Here is a 14,184-nt window from a genome sequence, read left to right as displayed (position 1 = left end):
AGCCACACCATGACACTGATTGAAAAACCTTCACAGCTGCCGATTGCCGTCGGCGAAACGCTGCGCGCCGCGTTCCCCGATCTGCGGGTGGGCAGTCCGCAGGACTTCCTGACGACAGATAAAACCGGCGTGTTGATCACGCTCGAGCGCAATGGCCCGGCTGTGCGCTCCCTTGAAGGGCGCAAAGCCCATGAGTTGTCGGTCTCGCTCAAGGTCGTGGTGGCCCGCGGGGCGCCGCCCTTTGAAGCCTGTGATCTGGCGAGCCGGCTGATGGACCTGGTACTGGATAACCGGTGGAACCTGCCATCGGTCCAGTGCGACGTGCCGATGGGTATTGTCGCCGTGCCGTCGACGTTGGCGGGAGCTGAAACCGATTATGACGCCTGGACCGTTTCTTTCACCCAGACCCTGTATCTCGGCCCACCGCTGCTCGACGACCCCACAGGCACGCCGCTTTTTGCCTGGACGTGGGACGTTTCGGATATCGACGATCCCGATCAATACCAGCCATTGCAGGGGTAGCCCATGTTTGACGCGTTATTACGCCTGCAATTGACGCCCATCATCGAGCGTCTGGCGCAAATGGAAACTCAGCTTGAAGACCTGTACCGGCGCGCCGAGAGTTTTTGTCGGATCGGCGTGTGCCAGGAAGTCGATGCGGCCAGCAATACTTGCAAGGTCAGCCACGGCGAGCTGCTCACCCCGGCCATTCGTTTTTTCAATCCCAGCGCTGGGGCGCAAACCGAAACACGCATCCCCACGGTCGGTGAACAATGTCTGTTGCTCAACTATGGCGGCGGCGAGGGTGGAGCGCAGTCGGTGGCGCTGTTCGGCCTGAACAGTGATCGTTTTCCGCCGCTGTCCAGCGTCGCGACGCTGACCCGTCGACGGCATTCGGACGGTACACAAAGCGACTACGACGCCGCCGGCCACGTCCTTAACTGGATTAACGGTCCCACGGCTTTCACCGGCTCGCGCGAACAGGTGGTATTGAGCCTGGGCGCCGCCAGTTTTACCGTGACTCCCGAGACCATCAGCCTGCACGTCGGCGCAGTCGGCATGCTGCTGAACGCTTCTGGGGTTCATTTGAGTGGCCCGGTGGTGGATCACCAGGGCCGAGTCATCAGCACGGCATAAGGATTTGCCATGATCGGAATTGACAGAAATACCGGGGTCGCGGTGGACGATTGGCTGCAATTCGTCCAGCGCGCTACCCGGGCGCTGACCACGCCATTGGGCACCCGGCAAAAGCGTCCGCTTTACGGCTCGATGGTCCCGCAATTGCTTGGACAGAACCTGGGAGATGATCTGTTGATCCTCGCCCAAAGCCACGCCGCCCAGGCGTTCTACAACCCCCACAATGGCATTGCTGATTTTGCTCCTGAGGTCATTGTCGCCAATCGCCAGGGTGCCGGTTTGCTGTTGCGTTTCGCCGGCACCTGGAAAAACCGCAAGCAATCCTTCGAGGTGGTGACATGAGCATGTTGATACCGGGGCAGAATCAGTTGGCTCCTCCGGCGATGGTTGCCGTCGACGAATTCGAGCCGTTACTGGCTGAGTTCAAGGCATTCGTCGTGGGTTACGTCGCCGAGCGTTCGCCGCACAATGCAGCAAAACTCAAGGTCAGCCTGGAAAACCAGAGCGAATTGCTGACGCTGGCCCTGGAGGCTTTTTGCGTTCGGCTGCAAACCCATGAACGCAAGTACAACGCCCGCATCCAGCAGATGCTGGCCTGGTGGGCCACCGGCAGTAACCTCGACGCGCGCCTGGCCGACATGGGCCTGGAGCGCCAGGTGCTGGATCCCGGAGATCCAGCAGCGTTTCCGCCCGTGCCACCGATCCTGGAAAGTGACGATGACGCACGCTTGCGCTATTACCTGGCGCCCCACGCGCCGGCGGCGGGTTCGCGGATGCAGTATCGGCGGGAAGTGTTCACCCTCGGCGAGCGACCCGTGGTGAAGGTGCAAAGTGCGGCGCCAGGTGTCGTGACCGTCAGCTATACCTTCGACCCGGATGGTTACGCGGCGCAGGTCAAGGATGGCAACGGCCGCCGCACCGCGCCCGGTGAAGTGATGGTCACGGTGTTATCCCGGGAAGGCAACGGGCAGCCCTCGACGGCGTTGCTTGACGGTGTGCGTCGACATTTCGCACGGCCGGACGTACGACCGGAAACCGATCGAGTGAGCGTGCAGGGGGCGCAAATCCTGCCTTACAAGATTCGCGTGGTGGCCAAGATCAACGCCGGCCCGGATTCCGGGTTGACCCAGGTGGCGGCCCAGCAACTGCTGCAAACCTATGCCGAGTCTTGTCATCGTCTCGAAGGGCGCGTGGATCCAAGCTGGATCGACTACACCATCCATACTGCTGGCGCCGTGCAACTGGAGATTCTTGAACCGCTGGAGCCGATTATCACCACGGCCTTCCAGGCCCCGTATTGCACGGGCGTCGAGGTCGAGGTGCGCACGCTATGAGTAGCTATGCACCGAGCCTGTTGCCGGCCAACAGTTCGCCGCTGGAAAAGGCACTGGATCTGGGGCTGGGGCGCTTGCTCGACCGGGTCGCTCCACCCTTTCCGGGGTTGATGAATCCGTTGCGGACACCGCTGGAGTTCCTGCCTTACCTGGCGGCCGACCGTGGTGTCAGCGAATGGAACGCCGACGCCAGCGAGGCCGAAAAGCGCCTCACGGTGGCATTGTCCTGGCAGATCCAGCGTCAGGCTGGCACACCCAAGGCGTTGAGCCATGCCGTCGAATCCCTGGGGTTCACCCCCAACATCCTGGCCTGGTATCAGCAACGACCGCAGGCCCAGCCTTACACCTTCGACGTGCAGGCAATCGTCGGCGCCAGTTGGTCCAGCGGTGACCACAACCGTTTGATCCGCCGCATCAACGCCGCCAAGAGCGAGCGGGATCAGGCCACCATCACCATCGTTTATCCGTTGGCAGGGGGTCTTTCCCTGAGCAGTGCGGTGCATGCCCCGTTGTGCGAGGGCGAACTATCGCTGGGGGGCGCGCTGCCTGAACGGGTGCTGGGTGCTCGGCTTAACAGTGCTGGCGTGGCCCAGTACTACACCATTAACGACTACGACCTCAGGGCGCAGCCATGACAGATGACATCACGCGCCTGGTGCGCTTCACCTCCAAGGGTTTGGATGAAGTGCTACAGGCAAAGAACCAAGGCTTGAAAGGCGAAATCACCCACATCGGCGCCGGCACCGGTCGCTACACCCCCTCCGGCACCGAAACCGCCCTGCGCAACGAGCGCCAGCGGGTAGCCATTGTGGATTACGAGGACTTGGGTAACCGACAACTCAGGATGGCCGCGCTGTTTGATGGCGAAGGGGAATATGAAATTGGCGAGTTTGGTTTCTATCTCGCCAGCGGGACCTTGTTGGCGGTGTATTCCGTTGCAGGGAAGTTGCTGACGTATAAAGCGGCGGCGGCTCGGGTGCTGCAAAAGTTCACGCTGGATGTTTCGCCGTTGCCGGCGGATAGCGTGACGATTGTGGTGGGGAATGAGAATTTGAATGTGTTGTTGACGGAGGAGTTGGCAGCGCTCTCGGCTGCCAGCATTGACCACATGACCCGAGGTCTAGGCGTTATGTTTCGTGTGATGGCGTTGGAGGCAAAGGCTACATAATCAATTTGCCGATGTTGGGACAGGTTTTTCACCTGTCTGATAGCACTTCAAGGAAGAGCTCATTACATACAAGGAGTTAGAACATTGAGTACAGAACAGCAGTTGGCCGCCGTAGTAAGTGCGGCAAATAACCTGACAGGTGTGGTGACAGGTAAGGTTGGAGAGATCGACAAAGCTATTGCGGAGGCCCGTCGAAAATATGAAGAGCAGCTAGCGGGTCTGGATCGCCGGTTGCCCCGGTTGGCCCTAACGAAGAACTTCACTTTGGCGCCGGATGCCACAGGTGAGTTGATTGATGGTTGGGCTGTGCATCAGCACGTTACTGCTAAGAAGTTGCGTACTCTCACTCAGCTCTCTCAAAGTGCCGGTCGCCCTCAGAGTGATATCGATTTTATGCGACAAGTCCAGACTGATGTGAGTGAGCAGTTTCCCGGCTTTAATATTGGCGCCTCTGAATATTGGCGAAAAGATATTAACGTCTGGCAAATGAAGTGGTCGGTAAACACTGGAACTCATTGGCTTGCATTTCCCTATGCTATCGATAGCGATAGGGTCAGCGGGGGTACGCCTCTGACTTTGAACACACACTCGACCATTGGCGCTTTTGTTCGAGTGTTAGAGGGGACTGTTAGTGGGGTCTGGGCTACTGGAAGCGAGAAAGGCAAGTGGCGCTGGTGTTCGGTTGTGATCCCACCGACTGGAATTTTTTCACATTACATGCATATCCATCCCTCGCGCTCATCGGACGAAGGCGTGGTCGAGGTGATGCTCGCTGGTGCCTGCACGGGTGTTGTTACTCATCCAGCCGACTGGGGAACTATGTTGGCTTTGGGTTAAGGAGAATATTGATGAAACCTGAATTTGTACCCGCTGAGTTGCATCCGCTAATCAAGTGGAAACTGGTCCGCGCCTCCCGCGACGCCGACCTGGCTGCCAGCGATTATGCGGCGATGCCTGATTATCCAATGCCGGATAAGGACCGGCCGGTGTTCATGGCTTACCGTCAAGGACTGCGAGACATCCCCGATCAAGGTGCTGACCCGGACGCGGTGGTGTGGCCTGAAAAACCGGCCTTCCTGAAGTAATCCCCACACCGCGAAAGCGGTTTTTTTTCGCCTCCCCAACGCCCCTCCCGCAGGGGCTTTGGCGTTTTATACCCGGAGATTTTCCATCATGGCCAACCGCCAAACCTACACCGTCCTCATCCCGTTCCCCATCGGAGGTGGCCATTGGTCCACCGTCGGTCAGGAACTTGATCTGCTGGACGTCGAAGCATCTGCCTTGCGCACCGCCGGTCGTCTGGAGCTGACCAGCATCCTGGATGCCGCCAAGGACACCCACCCGGCCACGCAGGCCACCACCGAGAAGGCTGAATAATCATGGCTGAGGTTTTGAACTTCGAGCATAACGGCATCACCGTCAATGCCACTGAATCCCCCGAGGCCATGGGTGGCCTGGGTGACAACGTGATCGGTCTGGTCGGCACCGCGCCCAATGCGCATGCGTCGATCCCGAAAAACGCGCCGTTTCGCATCAACAGCTTTACCACCCAGGCGCTGCTGGACCCGAGCGGCGCCGAGGCGGGCACACTGTTTCAGGCGGTGTACCAGATCCTCAAAGTGGTCAAGGTGCCGGTTTACGTGGTGATCGTCGAAGAGGGCGCCACCCCGGCCGACACAATCAATAATGTGATCGGCGGCAACGAGCCGGTCACCGGCCGCAAACTGGGCCTCGCCGCCCTGAGCAGCGTCCCCGAGGACCTGACCATCATCGGCGCTCCAGGCTTTACCGGGAGCAAGGCGGTGGCTGGTGAGTTCGCGTCCTTCGGCAAGCGTATCAAGGCTCGTGTGGTACTGGATGGCAAGGATGCCGCAGTCGCCGACCAAGTGACTTACAGCGGTGAGTTGGGCGGCGCGGACCTCGGTTTCGACCGTTGCCTGCTGGTGCACAACATGCCGTCGGTGTATTCCAAGGCGGCCAAGAAAAACGTGTTCCTGGCACCCTCGTCGCTGGCCATCGCCGCATTGGCCAAGGTCAAGCAATGGGAAAGCCCGGGCAATCAGGTGACTTTCGCCGAGGATGTTTCCCGCGTCGTCGAGTACAACATCCTCGACACCTCCACCGAAGGCGACCTGCTCAACCGCTACGGCGTGAGCTATTACGCCCGCACCATCCTGGGCGGCTTCTCGCTGTTGGGCAACCGCTCGCTCACCGGCAAGTTCATCAGCTATGTCGGCCTGGAAGACGCCATCAGCCGCAAGCTGGTCAAGGCCGGCCAGAAGGCCATGGCGCATAACCTGACCAAGTCGTTCATGGATCAGGAGGTCAAGCGCATCAACGACTGGCTGCAAACCCTGGTCGCCGACGAAACCATTCCTGGCGGCAGCGTGTACCTGCATCCGGAACTCAACAGCGTCGAGAAGTACAAGAACGGCACCTGGTTCATCGTCATCGACTACGGCCGCTATGCGCCGAACGAACACATGGTTTATCAACTCAACGCCCGCGATGAAATCATCGAGCAGTTCCTGGAGGACGTTCTCTAATGTTTACCAACCGAGTCAGACAGGCCATTGCGGCCACCCTCCAAGGCCTGCCGTTGTCGGCGACTGTGGAAGAATTCACTCCGCCGAAGATCGAGTTCGACATGGAACCCATGTCCGGCGGGCGTTTCATCGCCGAGGAAATGGCCAAGAGCGGCAAGGTGCTCGGGGCCACCCTGGTGTTGCAAGGCGCCGGTCCGGAAATCATGCTGGCCCTGGGCGTTCGCTTGGGTGAAGACATCCTGCTGAACGTGCGTGAAGCGGGCCAGGACCAGGATGGCAAGACCTTCTTCACCTATCACACCGTCGGCGGCAAGCTCAAATCCCTGACCGAAGCCAAGCTGAAGATGGGCGACAAGGCCACCACCACCCTGGAGCTTTCCTGCCGCACCTACAACCGCCTGGACAATGGCGTGCCGGTGATCGACATCGACGTGCGCACGCAGAAATTCATGCTCAACGGCGTCGACATCCTCGGTGATGCCCGGCGTGCGGTGCTGATGCCGTAAGGCGGTCGAAGATCCGGTGCGGGCACCGCCAATGTGGCTGCCCGCCCTGGTTTTTTGACGTTTTTGGATTGCCGTTTATCAAGGAATTGACCTTATGGCCTGGATGCCTCCACTTCACCTCTTGCTGTCCCCGATCACCGCCGACAGCGGCGTCATGATCGAGCAGATTCAACTCAAGCCACTGTTCTACGCGCCGCAAAAAGAAGCCCTTGCCCGTGTCGGTGACGATGAAGACGAGCAGTTCTTCGAGCTGGCGAAACTCGCGACCGGTCTGTCGGAAAAGGAACTCGACCAACTCAAGCGTCCGGACTACGTGAGCATTGCCCAGTACGTACATGACATGTCAACGCGTCCGGCATCGTTCTTCCTGGAGGACGCTGCTGAAGGTCGTGAGTCCCTGACCCGCGAACAGGTGCAACTGCTGCTGCCGCTCGACGTCGCCGGCCGCACGCTGACCGAACTGTCCCTGGAAATGCCCGCCCTGCGCGCCACCAAAGTGATGAAAAAACTCACCACGGCCAAGGAGCGCGCCGAGTTCATCACGTCCCACTGCAGCGGCCTGATGATTCCCGATCTTGCAGGCTTGAGCGTGCCCGACTGGACCGAACTGCAGGAGCGGATCGACGATTTTTTAAACCAGCCGGCGGCCTTCTTTCGGAGCGCGACATCGACGTAATCCTCGATGTCGTGCCGCTGATTTACTCAGTCAACGAAACGGAGATCCTTGATTGGGACGCCGGTAAAGCATTGCGCCGCTACGACATTGCGATCACTCGCCTTGGCGTCAAACAGGAGTAGAGCGGGATGCAAGAAAACTATTCGCTCATCTACGTCGCGGCCAGGGATGGCCGGCTCGGCAGTGGTGGGAATGCCGATATCAGTCACATTGGCTCGTTACAACCGCTCACGGGGGCCTCGGCCCTGGACCAGGTCCAGCCACCTTCGGGGCTGAACCTGCTGAATGTGGGGCTCGAACTGAGTGGGTTGTCGCTGTCTCTGGGGCTATTGCGCAGTCATCTGGATGCGCTCAACACACGGCTGTCAGTGCTCAACGCATTCGATGCTCGTCCTGTGAAAGCCGAAGAGCGTGCCGACAGCAGGCCTTCAGACGAGCAGCAGGACAAAACCGGAGAATCACCGGTCGTCGCGGTGGACCTGCGTCTGACTCGCGAAGCCATGACCCTGGGTGATGGACCGATTTTTGATCTGGCAGGTGCGCTTCGGTCTTCAGGTAACCACCTTTCTTATGCCAAGGCCGACTCCGATGTTTCCGCGTCGTCGATCAAGCTCAAGCGAGACGAATACAGCGAGAGCAAGGCACGCCTTTCCAACACCCTTGGGGCTGCTTCGGTGTGGCTGGAAGCGCCTTCGCTCAACGTGAAGACCGCTGTGGTCGACGGTATCAACACCCTGGCAAGCCGTTCGCCGGCAGCGGCTGACGCGGTTAAAACCGTTGGCGCGGTGGCGCCCTCTGTCACTTTTCTCGCTTCTGAAGCCGTCTCCGGGCTGTGGGATACGATCAAATCACGGGTCTCGGGCAACCTCATCGACAAGGCTGCCGGCAAGCTGGGCGGGCCGCTCGGTGCTCTGCTCAAAGAGAAAGGCAAGGACGCCTCGTGTTGTTGCCCGGATAGCCCTAAGCGCAGCGCGTTGGATGCCACGACTGCGCGGTTGCCCGAGAGCGTGGGCGACACCGTCAGGAAGAAAGGCAAGGCGCGCTCCCCGGGCAAGCTGCAACCCCGGCGCGTCGGGTTGCCCAAGCCGAACAGGCCGGTTCAGTCGCGGCTGTCTGCGCAGGCCGCGCAGCCGGCGCGCACCGATAAACGATCCGACCTGAACCTGTATCAGCGCACCGAGCGAGTCGAGCGTGTACCTGCGCTCACTATCAAGGGCGAGCCGTTGCAACCGTTTTTGCAGACGTCCGTCGCTCGGTCACCGGGCGGTTTGCCTGGCAGTTCATTGGCCCCCTCCATGGCGCCACCTGCGAGCAACGTGGTGTCCCGCCGAGGGGCGAAGGGACTGGCAACGGGATTGTCGGGTGCCATGAGCCGCTTGGAATCCGTCGCGACGCGGCGGTTTACCCCGTTGCGCGTCGCGACGGCGACGATGGAAGCCGTGCAGGGCGTGCGCGACGGCGACATGCGCGCTGTCAGTAGCGGCCTTGGTACAGCGGGTGGCGCCTGGGGCGGTGCGTCCGCCGGCGCGGCGCTCGGCACGTTGATTTTTCCCGGCGTCGGCACCGCGGTGGGTGGCGCGTTGGGCGGGCTGCTGGGCAGTGAGGCCGGCGCATGGATGGGCGACAAACTCGGCGGTCTGGTGGATCGTCTGCGCTCACCCGAAGAGGTCGGCACACAACTGACCAGCGCGCCAGCGGATAACCGGCAGATCAACTTCGCGCCGGTTATCCAGATCAGCGGCCAGGCCCCGGCGAGCGCCCAGGAGCTGGCGAATCTGGTGATTCAAACCCTGCAGAACCAATGTATGCCGATGCTGACCGATTCACTGGCGGTCCGGCGCAATGCAGCACTGACCGATGGAGGTGATTAATGCGGCAGCAGATGGTATTGGGCAGCTTCATTTTCGGGCTGTCGCGAGGTTTTGCCTATTCCACGCTCCAGCGCAGCAGTGATGGGGGCTGGGCCAATCTGGAGATTGTCGCCAGCAAACCCCAGTCGCGACAGAACGGCCAGAAACTGGAAAAGCTGACCTTTGGTGGCAGCGCCATGGCCGCGGTGGGCATGCAGCGGCTGGATGAATTGCGGGCCCTGCAGGACGCGCGGGCACCGTTGCCGCTGGTGGATGGCATCGGGCGTAACTGGGGGCTGTGGCGCATCGTCGCGCTGACAGAGAGTCAAGCCAATGTGATCGATGACGGCACCGCCATGCTGATCAAGTGGACTTTGGTGCTGGAGGAGTTCGTCAATGCGTAGAGTTCGGAGTATTGCCGGTGATTCGGTCAACCTGCTGCTTTACCGCGAGCTGGGGCGTTGTGATGACGCTGCCGAGGAAACCCTCTGGCGGCTGAATCCCGGCCTCGCTGAGCATGGTCCGGTGCTGCCGGCGGGGATCTGGGTGATTGTGCCCGAAATGGAGGCGCGGCCCGGCGCTGCGCGTCCGGTTTCGGCCTGGGATTAAGGAGGCGTCATGGCAATGGGATTTACCCCGACCGTGGAAATCTACGGGGCCAACGGGGCGTTGATCAATCCACGGTTGATGCAGTGGAAGCACACTGACGCGGCCGGGATCGAGTCCGACCGGCTGGAATTGACCATCAATATTGAGGGCCTCGAAGGCCTGCCCAGCCTGGGCGGCAAAATCGGCTTGCGCGTGGGTTACCTGGAATCGGGTCTGGTGGAAAAAGGCGAATTCGTCATTACCCAAAGAACCCCTTACCTGTTTCCCATGCGCCTCGCTATCGTCGCGACGGCAGCACCGTTCAGCGTGGCTGACCAAAGCGGTTATCGGCAGCGCCGCTCCGCCAGCCACGGGCCCACGACCCTGGGCGCGCTGTTTCGCCAACTGGCGACGCGGCATGGGTTTTCGCCCCGCGTCGCGCCTGCGCTGGACGGGATTTCGATACCTCACATCGACCAGTCCAACGAAACCGACATGGGCTTTATCACCCGGCTCGCCAGGCGCTACAACGCGGTGACCAAACCGGTCAATGAGCTGTATGTGCTGGCTGAAAGTGGTCAGGTCAAGTCGCTCTCTGGCCAGCAATTGCCGGATGTGCGGCTGTCGATAACCAACGATAACCGCCCCGGCGAACAGGCGTTTATCAGCGCCAGAATCGATGAACAAGCCCGCGCGAAATACCAGGGCTGCCGTGTCAGTTGGTGGGATGCGGCAGCTTCCCGGCAGCGGGTGGTCGAGGTCGGTATCGCGCCGTTCAAGACCTTGCGCCAGCGTTGTCAGAATGCCGACGAGGCACGCGCCGTCGCCGAGGGTGAGCTGCGTCGCGTGGGGCGTGAAGGGCTGACGATAGCGATTGATTGCCCTGGCAATCCGTTGTTGTCCGCGGAAGGGCTGTTGCTGCTGGATGAAACCTGGCCGGGGTATATGCAGGGGCGGTGGTCGATTGACAAGGTGACGCACTCCGGCGACCCGACGGCCGGCTATCGCAGTTCGATCATGGCCAGGGGATTGGCTTCCTGAGTAAACGGAGATTGAGGATGATGACACTCGCGCAACTGCAACAGATTCTGCCCAACGCCCGCTCCCAAGCGGGCGTTTTCATATCCGCGCTGAACGCGGCAATGCTGCATTATCAGATCATCGCGCCCCCGCGCATGGCTGCGTTCGTCGCCCAGATCGGTCACGAATCCGGCGAGCTGCGCTACGTGCGTGAACTGGGCGGTGATCGCTACCTGAGCAAATACGACACGGGGACCTTGGCCGCGCGTCTGGGCAACACCCCCGAAGCTGACGGTGACGGCCAGAAATATCGTGGTCGTGGGCTGATTCAGATCACCGGCCGGCGTAATTATCGGGTGTGCAGCCAGGCGTTGTTTGGCGATGATCGCCTGCTGTTTTTCCCAGAGCTGCTGGAGCAGCCGCAATGGGCGGCCGAATCCGCCGCCTGGTTCTGGAAAAGCAATGGTTTGAATGAGCTGGCCGACAAGGATCAGTTCACCACGATCACTCGCCGTATCAACGGCGGGGTCAACGGCCTGGAGCACCGTTTGCAATTGTGGGCGCGGGCGAGGGCGGTACTGTGCGTTTCTTCGAGTTGATCCCGCTCGCCTATCGACTGATCGCTGGGCGGGTGCTGCTGGCCATCGTGTTCGGCGCCGCGTTCGCTCTTGCCTGGCATCTCCAGGCCTGGCGCTATACGGCGCGGCTTGAACATCAGGCAGCGGTGCAGATGGATGCCCTCAATCAACACAGTCAGGCGGCATTGCGACAACAGCAAGCCGAGCAGGAAAAACGCTTGGCCCTTGAGCGGCGACTCAGCGCCAGCGACCAACAACATGCCCGGGAGTTAAGTGATGCACAACGTGATCAAGGGCGCTTGCGCGACCGCCTGGCCACTGCTGATGTGCGCTTGTCAGTCCTTCTCGACGCCGCCGCTCCCGCCAGTGGCTGCCCGCTGCGAGCCGCCGCCCCCTCCGGCAGCGTGGTTCATGGAACCCAGAGAGCCGAACTTGACCCGACGCATGCTCAACGAATTATCGGCATCACCGACAGCGGCGATAGTGGATTGATTGCGCTGCGGGCATGCCAGGCCTATGTGCGTGCCATTGCGCGCTAGCGTCCTGATCCAGTCTGTCACTTGCGCCTGCAACTGCCTCCTGTAGGGTAGGCAAACGCCCGCCCATTCCAGGAGACGACCGTGAAGGAAATTACCCAACTCGCCGCTGAACTAGGTCGGCGCTTGCAGGTGCTCAATGCCCACGTCACCACGGCCGAGTCGTGTACCGGTGGTGGTATCGCCGAAGCGATTACCCGGATTCCGGGAAGTTCCGCCTGGTTCGAGGCGGGTTACGTCACGTATTCCAACCGCCAGAAAACGCTCCAGCTCGACGTGCCGCAAGCGTTGTTTGCCAGGGTCGGGGCGGTGAGCCGTGAAGTGGTCGAAGCCATGGCCAGGGGCGCCCAGGAAAAAAGCCTGGCGCGCTTCTCGGTGGCGGTCAGTGGCGTCGCCGGCCCGGACGGTGGTTCCCCGGATAAGCCGGTGGGCACGGTTTGGCTGGCCTGGGGCGTTGGCGAGGGCGTCAGTGCTGAACTCGAGCACTTTACGGGCGACCGCGATGAAGTCCGCCGACAGACGGTAAAAGCCGCGCTTGAGGGGTTATTGCGACGAGCTGCAGCAGAAATAGAAAATCAGGGGTAGGCGATCCCGGATGTTTGTGGAACAATACTGTCTACTTATACAGGTGTTGGCCGTCAGGCCTTATTGATTACGTGAGGACTTTAATGGACGACAACAAGAAGAAAGCCTTGGCTGCGGCCCTGGGTCAGATCGAACGTCAATTCGGCAAGGGTGCCGTAATGCGTATGGGCGATCATGACCGTCAGGCGATCCCGGCTATTTCCACTGGCTCTCTGGGTCTGGATATCGCACTCGGCATTGGCGGCCTGCCAAAAGGCCGTATCGTTGAAATCTACGGACCTGAATCTTCCGGTAAGACCACCCTGACCCTGTCGGTGATTGCCCAGGCACAGAAGCTGGGCGCCACCTGCGCGTTCGTCGATGCCGAGCACGCCCTGGACCCTGAATACGCCGGCAAGCTGGGGGTCAACGTTGACGACCTGCTGGTTTCGCAACCGGACACGGGTGAACAGGCGCTGGAAATCACCGACATGCTGGTGCGCTCCAACGCCATTGACGTGATCGTTGTCGACTCCGTGGCCGCGCTGGTGCCAAAAGCTGAAATCGAAGGCGAAATGGGCGACATGCACGTCGGCCTGCAAGCCCGTCTGATGTCCCAGGCGCTGCGTAAAATTACCGGTAACATCAAGAACGCCAACTGCCTGGTGATCTTCATCAACCAGATCCGGATGAAGATCGGCGTGATGTTCGGCAGCCCGGAAACCACCACCGGTGGTAACGCGCTGAAGTTCTACGCTTCGGTCCGTCTGGACATCCGTCGTACCGGCGCGGTGAAGGAAGGCGACGAGGTCGTGGGTAGCGAGACCCGTGTCAAGGTTGTGAAGAACAAGGTGGCTCCCCCTTTCCGTCAGGCTGAATTCCAGATTCTCTACGGTAAGGGCATCTACCTGAATGGCGAGATGATCGACCTGGGCGTGGTGCACGGTTTTGTCGAGAAGTCCGGTGCCTGGTATGCCTATAACGGCAGCAAGATCGGTCAGGGCAAAGCCAACTCGGCCAAGTTCCTGCAAGACAACCCGGATATTGCGGCGGCTCTCGAGAAGCAGATTCGCGACAAGCTGCTGACTGCGGCGCCAGACGTCAAGGCTGCGGCCAACCGTGAACCTGTTGACGATATGGCAGAAGCAGACGCTGATATCTGAGTCAAACGATGACGGTGGTACTGGATACGCTCGTCGCCGTAAGGCGCACCGCAATGGACCTGCTCGCACGACGCGAGCATGGTCGAGTCGAGCTGACGCGCAAACTGCGTCAGCGCGGCGCTTCTCCCGAGATGATTGATACGGCACTCGACCGCTTGACGGAAGAGGGACTGCTGTCAGAATCCCGCTATCTCGAAAGTTTTGTGTCCTATCGAGCGCGCTCTGGCTACGGCCCGGCGCGAATTCGTGAAGAGTTGAGCCAGCGCGGATTACAACGCGCCGACATCGATCTTGCGCTGCGTGAGTGCGGTATCAGTTGGCAAGCGCAGTTGGAAGATACCTGGCGTCGCAAGTTTGCCGGCCATCTGCCTGTTGACGCTCGAGAGCGTGCCAAGCAAGGACGTTTTCTGAGTTATCGAGGATTCTCGATGGAGATGATCAGTCGCCTGTTGAGCGGCCGAGAGATGGATGATTGAAATGGTTAGCCATCACCCGCCAAAAGGCCCGCTATGAAAATA

21 protein-coding genes are annotated in these 14,184 nt (G+C 60.4%); all 21 read left to right on the top strand.

The window, feature by feature from the left end; genetic code table 11:
- The first annotated feature begins 9 nt into the window (after positions 1-9).
- The 21 genes from AC6CIA_RS17915 (at position 10) to recX (ending at position 14,142) form a co-directional block, all read left to right on the top strand.
- On the top strand, positions 10-522 hold the full coding sequence (locus AC6CIA_RS17915; RefSeq protein ID WP_498313854.1) for a hypothetical protein: 513 nt from the start codon (positions 10-12) through the stop codon (positions 520-522).
- Positions 523-525: 3 nt separating this feature from the next.
- The gene (locus tag AC6CIA_RS17910; protein WP_498313852.1) at positions 526-1,137 is read left to right on the top strand and encodes a phage baseplate assembly protein V; all 612 of its coding nucleotides are present in this window, start codon (positions 526-528) and stop codon (positions 1,135-1,137) included.
- 9 nt (positions 1,138-1,146) lie between these two features.
- On the top strand, positions 1,147-1,479 hold the full coding sequence (locus tag AC6CIA_RS17905) for a phage baseplate protein (protein WP_084381354.1): 333 nt from the start codon (positions 1,147-1,149) through the stop codon (positions 1,477-1,479).
- On the top strand, positions 1,476-2,471 hold the full coding sequence (locus AC6CIA_RS17900; RefSeq protein ID WP_498313851.1) for a baseplate J/gp47 family protein: 996 nt from the start codon (positions 1,476-1,478) through the stop codon (positions 2,469-2,471). Before AC6CIA_RS17905 ends, AC6CIA_RS17900 begins: the two co-directional genes overlap by 4 nt.
- The gene (locus tag AC6CIA_RS17895) at positions 2,468-3,106 is read left to right on the top strand and encodes a phage tail protein I (RefSeq protein ID WP_498313849.1); all 639 of its coding nucleotides are present in this window, start codon (positions 2,468-2,470) and stop codon (positions 3,104-3,106) included. The genes AC6CIA_RS17900 and AC6CIA_RS17895 overlap by 4 nt, the downstream gene beginning before the upstream one ends.
- On the top strand, positions 3,103-3,639 hold the full coding sequence (locus AC6CIA_RS17890) for a phage tail-collar fiber domain-containing protein (RefSeq protein ID WP_498313847.1): 537 nt from the start codon (positions 3,103-3,105) through the stop codon (positions 3,637-3,639). The genes AC6CIA_RS17895 and AC6CIA_RS17890 overlap by 4 nt, the downstream gene beginning before the upstream one ends.
- A gap of 84 nt (positions 3,640-3,723) precedes the next feature.
- On the top strand, positions 3,724-4,476 hold the full coding sequence (locus AC6CIA_RS17885; RefSeq protein ID WP_498313845.1) for a hypothetical protein: 753 nt from the start codon (positions 3,724-3,726) through the stop codon (positions 4,474-4,476).
- 11 nt (positions 4,477-4,487) lie between these two features.
- Entirely contained in the window at positions 4,488-4,724 is a 237-nt protein-coding gene (locus AC6CIA_RS17880; RefSeq protein WP_498313843.1) for a tail fiber assembly protein, read from the top strand.
- 88 nt (positions 4,725-4,812) lie between these two features.
- Positions 4,813-5,016 carry a hypothetical protein gene (locus tag AC6CIA_RS17875; RefSeq protein WP_498313841.1) on the top strand — a complete coding sequence of 68 codons (204 nt, stop codon included), beginning with the start codon at positions 4,813-4,815 and terminating at the stop codon, positions 5,014-5,016.
- Between the two features lie 2 nt (positions 5,017-5,018).
- Positions 5,019-6,185, top strand: coding sequence for a phage tail sheath protein (locus AC6CIA_RS17870; protein ID WP_339532118.1), 1,167 nt, complete (start codon positions 5,019-5,021; stop codon positions 6,183-6,185).
- On the top strand, positions 6,185-6,691 hold the full coding sequence (locus tag AC6CIA_RS17865; protein ID WP_084381347.1) for a phage major tail tube protein: 507 nt from the start codon (positions 6,185-6,187) through the stop codon (positions 6,689-6,691). The genes AC6CIA_RS17870 and AC6CIA_RS17865 overlap by 1 nt, the downstream gene beginning before the upstream one ends.
- 94 nt (positions 6,692-6,785) lie before the next feature.
- Complete coding sequence (locus tag AC6CIA_RS17860) at positions 6,786-7,367, top strand: phage tail assembly protein (RefSeq protein ID WP_498313838.1); 582 nt, start codon at positions 6,786-6,788, stop codon at positions 7,365-7,367.
- 128 nt (positions 7,368-7,495) lie between these two features.
- Positions 7,496-9,238, top strand: coding sequence for a glycine zipper domain-containing protein (locus AC6CIA_RS17855; RefSeq protein ID WP_498313836.1), 1,743 nt, complete (start codon positions 7,496-7,498; stop codon positions 9,236-9,238).
- A complete protein-coding gene (locus AC6CIA_RS17850) occupies positions 9,238-9,621 on the top strand; it encodes a phage tail protein (protein WP_498313834.1) in 384 nt (127 codons plus the stop codon). Before AC6CIA_RS17855 ends, AC6CIA_RS17850 begins: the two co-directional genes overlap by 1 nt.
- Entirely contained in the window at positions 9,614-9,826 is a 213-nt protein-coding gene (locus tag AC6CIA_RS17845) for a tail protein X (protein WP_084381344.1), read from the top strand. The genes AC6CIA_RS17850 and AC6CIA_RS17845 overlap by 8 nt, the downstream gene beginning before the upstream one ends.
- 9 nt (positions 9,827-9,835) lie before the next feature.
- Positions 9,836-10,846: a phage late control D family protein gene (locus AC6CIA_RS17840; RefSeq protein ID WP_498313832.1), complete on the top strand. Its 1,011-nt coding sequence runs from the start codon at positions 9,836-9,838 to the stop codon at positions 10,844-10,846.
- Positions 10,847-10,866: 20 nt separating this feature from the next.
- Positions 10,867-11,424 carry a glycoside hydrolase family 19 protein gene (locus AC6CIA_RS17835; protein WP_498313948.1) on the top strand — a complete coding sequence of 186 codons (558 nt, stop codon included), beginning with the start codon at positions 10,867-10,869 and terminating at the stop codon, positions 11,422-11,424.
- Positions 11,406-11,942: a lysis system i-spanin subunit Rz gene (locus AC6CIA_RS17830; protein WP_498313830.1), complete on the top strand. Its 537-nt coding sequence runs from the start codon at positions 11,406-11,408 to the stop codon at positions 11,940-11,942. The genes AC6CIA_RS17835 and AC6CIA_RS17830 overlap by 19 nt, the downstream gene beginning before the upstream one ends.
- A gap of 81 nt (positions 11,943-12,023) precedes the next feature.
- Positions 12,024-12,524 (top strand): CinA family protein, encoded by a 501-nt coding sequence (locus tag AC6CIA_RS17825; RefSeq protein ID WP_339532125.1) that lies wholly within the window; start codon positions 12,024-12,026, stop codon positions 12,522-12,524.
- A gap of 83 nt (positions 12,525-12,607) precedes the next feature.
- A complete protein-coding gene (recA, locus tag AC6CIA_RS17820; RefSeq protein ID WP_339532126.1) occupies positions 12,608-13,666 on the top strand; it encodes a recombinase RecA in 1,059 nt (352 codons plus the stop codon).
- 8 nt (positions 13,667-13,674) lie between these two features.
- Positions 13,675-14,142 carry a recombination regulator RecX gene (gene recX, locus AC6CIA_RS17815; protein WP_498313828.1) on the top strand — a complete coding sequence of 156 codons (468 nt, stop codon included), beginning with the start codon at positions 13,675-13,677 and terminating at the stop codon, positions 14,140-14,142.
- Positions 14,143-14,184 lie beyond the last annotated feature (42 nt).

The organism is Pseudomonas sp. GQ91, from assembly GCF_059758795.1.
The sequence above is the reverse complement of the archived record's forward strand: the minus strand, read 5'-3'. Positions and strand labels throughout refer to the sequence as shown.

Bases quoted from the DNA above. Each gene is read 5' to 3' on its own strand.
- AC6CIA_RS17915 (WP_498313854.1), top strand. From the start codon at position 10: ATGACACTGATTGAAAAACCTTCACAGCTGCCGATTGCCGTCGGCGAA.
- AC6CIA_RS17910 (WP_498313852.1), top strand. From the start codon at position 526: ATGTTTGACGCGTTATTACGCCTGCAATTGACGCCCATCATCGAGCGT.
- AC6CIA_RS17905 (WP_084381354.1), top strand. From the start codon at position 1,147: ATGATCGGAATTGACAGAAATACCGGGGTCGCGGTGGACGATTGGCTG.
- AC6CIA_RS17900 (WP_498313851.1), top strand. From the start codon at position 1,476: ATGAGCATGTTGATACCGGGGCAGAATCAGTTGGCTCCTCCGGCGATG.
- AC6CIA_RS17895 (WP_498313849.1), top strand. From the start codon at position 2,468: ATGAGTAGCTATGCACCGAGCCTGTTGCCGGCCAACAGTTCGCCGCTG.
- AC6CIA_RS17890 (WP_498313847.1), top strand. From the start codon at position 3,103: ATGACAGATGACATCACGCGCCTGGTGCGCTTCACCTCCAAGGGTTTG.
- AC6CIA_RS17880 (WP_498313843.1), top strand. From the start codon at position 4,488: ATGAAACCTGAATTTGTACCCGCTGAGTTGCATCCGCTAATCAAGTGG.
- AC6CIA_RS17875 (WP_498313841.1), top strand. From the start codon at position 4,813: ATGGCCAACCGCCAAACCTACACCGTCCTCATCCCGTTCCCCATCGGA.
- AC6CIA_RS17870 (WP_339532118.1), top strand. From the start codon at position 5,019: ATGGCTGAGGTTTTGAACTTCGAGCATAACGGCATCACCGTCAATGCC.
- AC6CIA_RS17865 (WP_084381347.1), top strand. From the start codon at position 6,185: ATGTTTACCAACCGAGTCAGACAGGCCATTGCGGCCACCCTCCAAGGC.
- AC6CIA_RS17860 (WP_498313838.1), top strand. From the start codon at position 6,786: ATGGCCTGGATGCCTCCACTTCACCTCTTGCTGTCCCCGATCACCGCC.
- AC6CIA_RS17855 (WP_498313836.1), top strand. From the start codon at position 7,496: ATGCAAGAAAACTATTCGCTCATCTACGTCGCGGCCAGGGATGGCCGG.
- AC6CIA_RS17850 (WP_498313834.1), top strand. From the start codon at position 9,238: ATGCGGCAGCAGATGGTATTGGGCAGCTTCATTTTCGGGCTGTCGCGA.
- AC6CIA_RS17845 (WP_084381344.1), top strand. From the start codon at position 9,614: ATGCGTAGAGTTCGGAGTATTGCCGGTGATTCGGTCAACCTGCTGCTT.
- AC6CIA_RS17840 (WP_498313832.1), top strand. From the start codon at position 9,836: ATGGCAATGGGATTTACCCCGACCGTGGAAATCTACGGGGCCAACGGG.
- AC6CIA_RS17835 (WP_498313948.1), top strand. From the start codon at position 10,867: ATGACACTCGCGCAACTGCAACAGATTCTGCCCAACGCCCGCTCCCAA.
- recA (WP_339532126.1), top strand. From the start codon at position 12,608: ATGGACGACAACAAGAAGAAAGCCTTGGCTGCGGCCCTGGGTCAGATC.
- recX (WP_498313828.1), top strand. From the start codon at position 13,675: ATGACGGTGGTACTGGATACGCTCGTCGCCGTAAGGCGCACCGCAATG.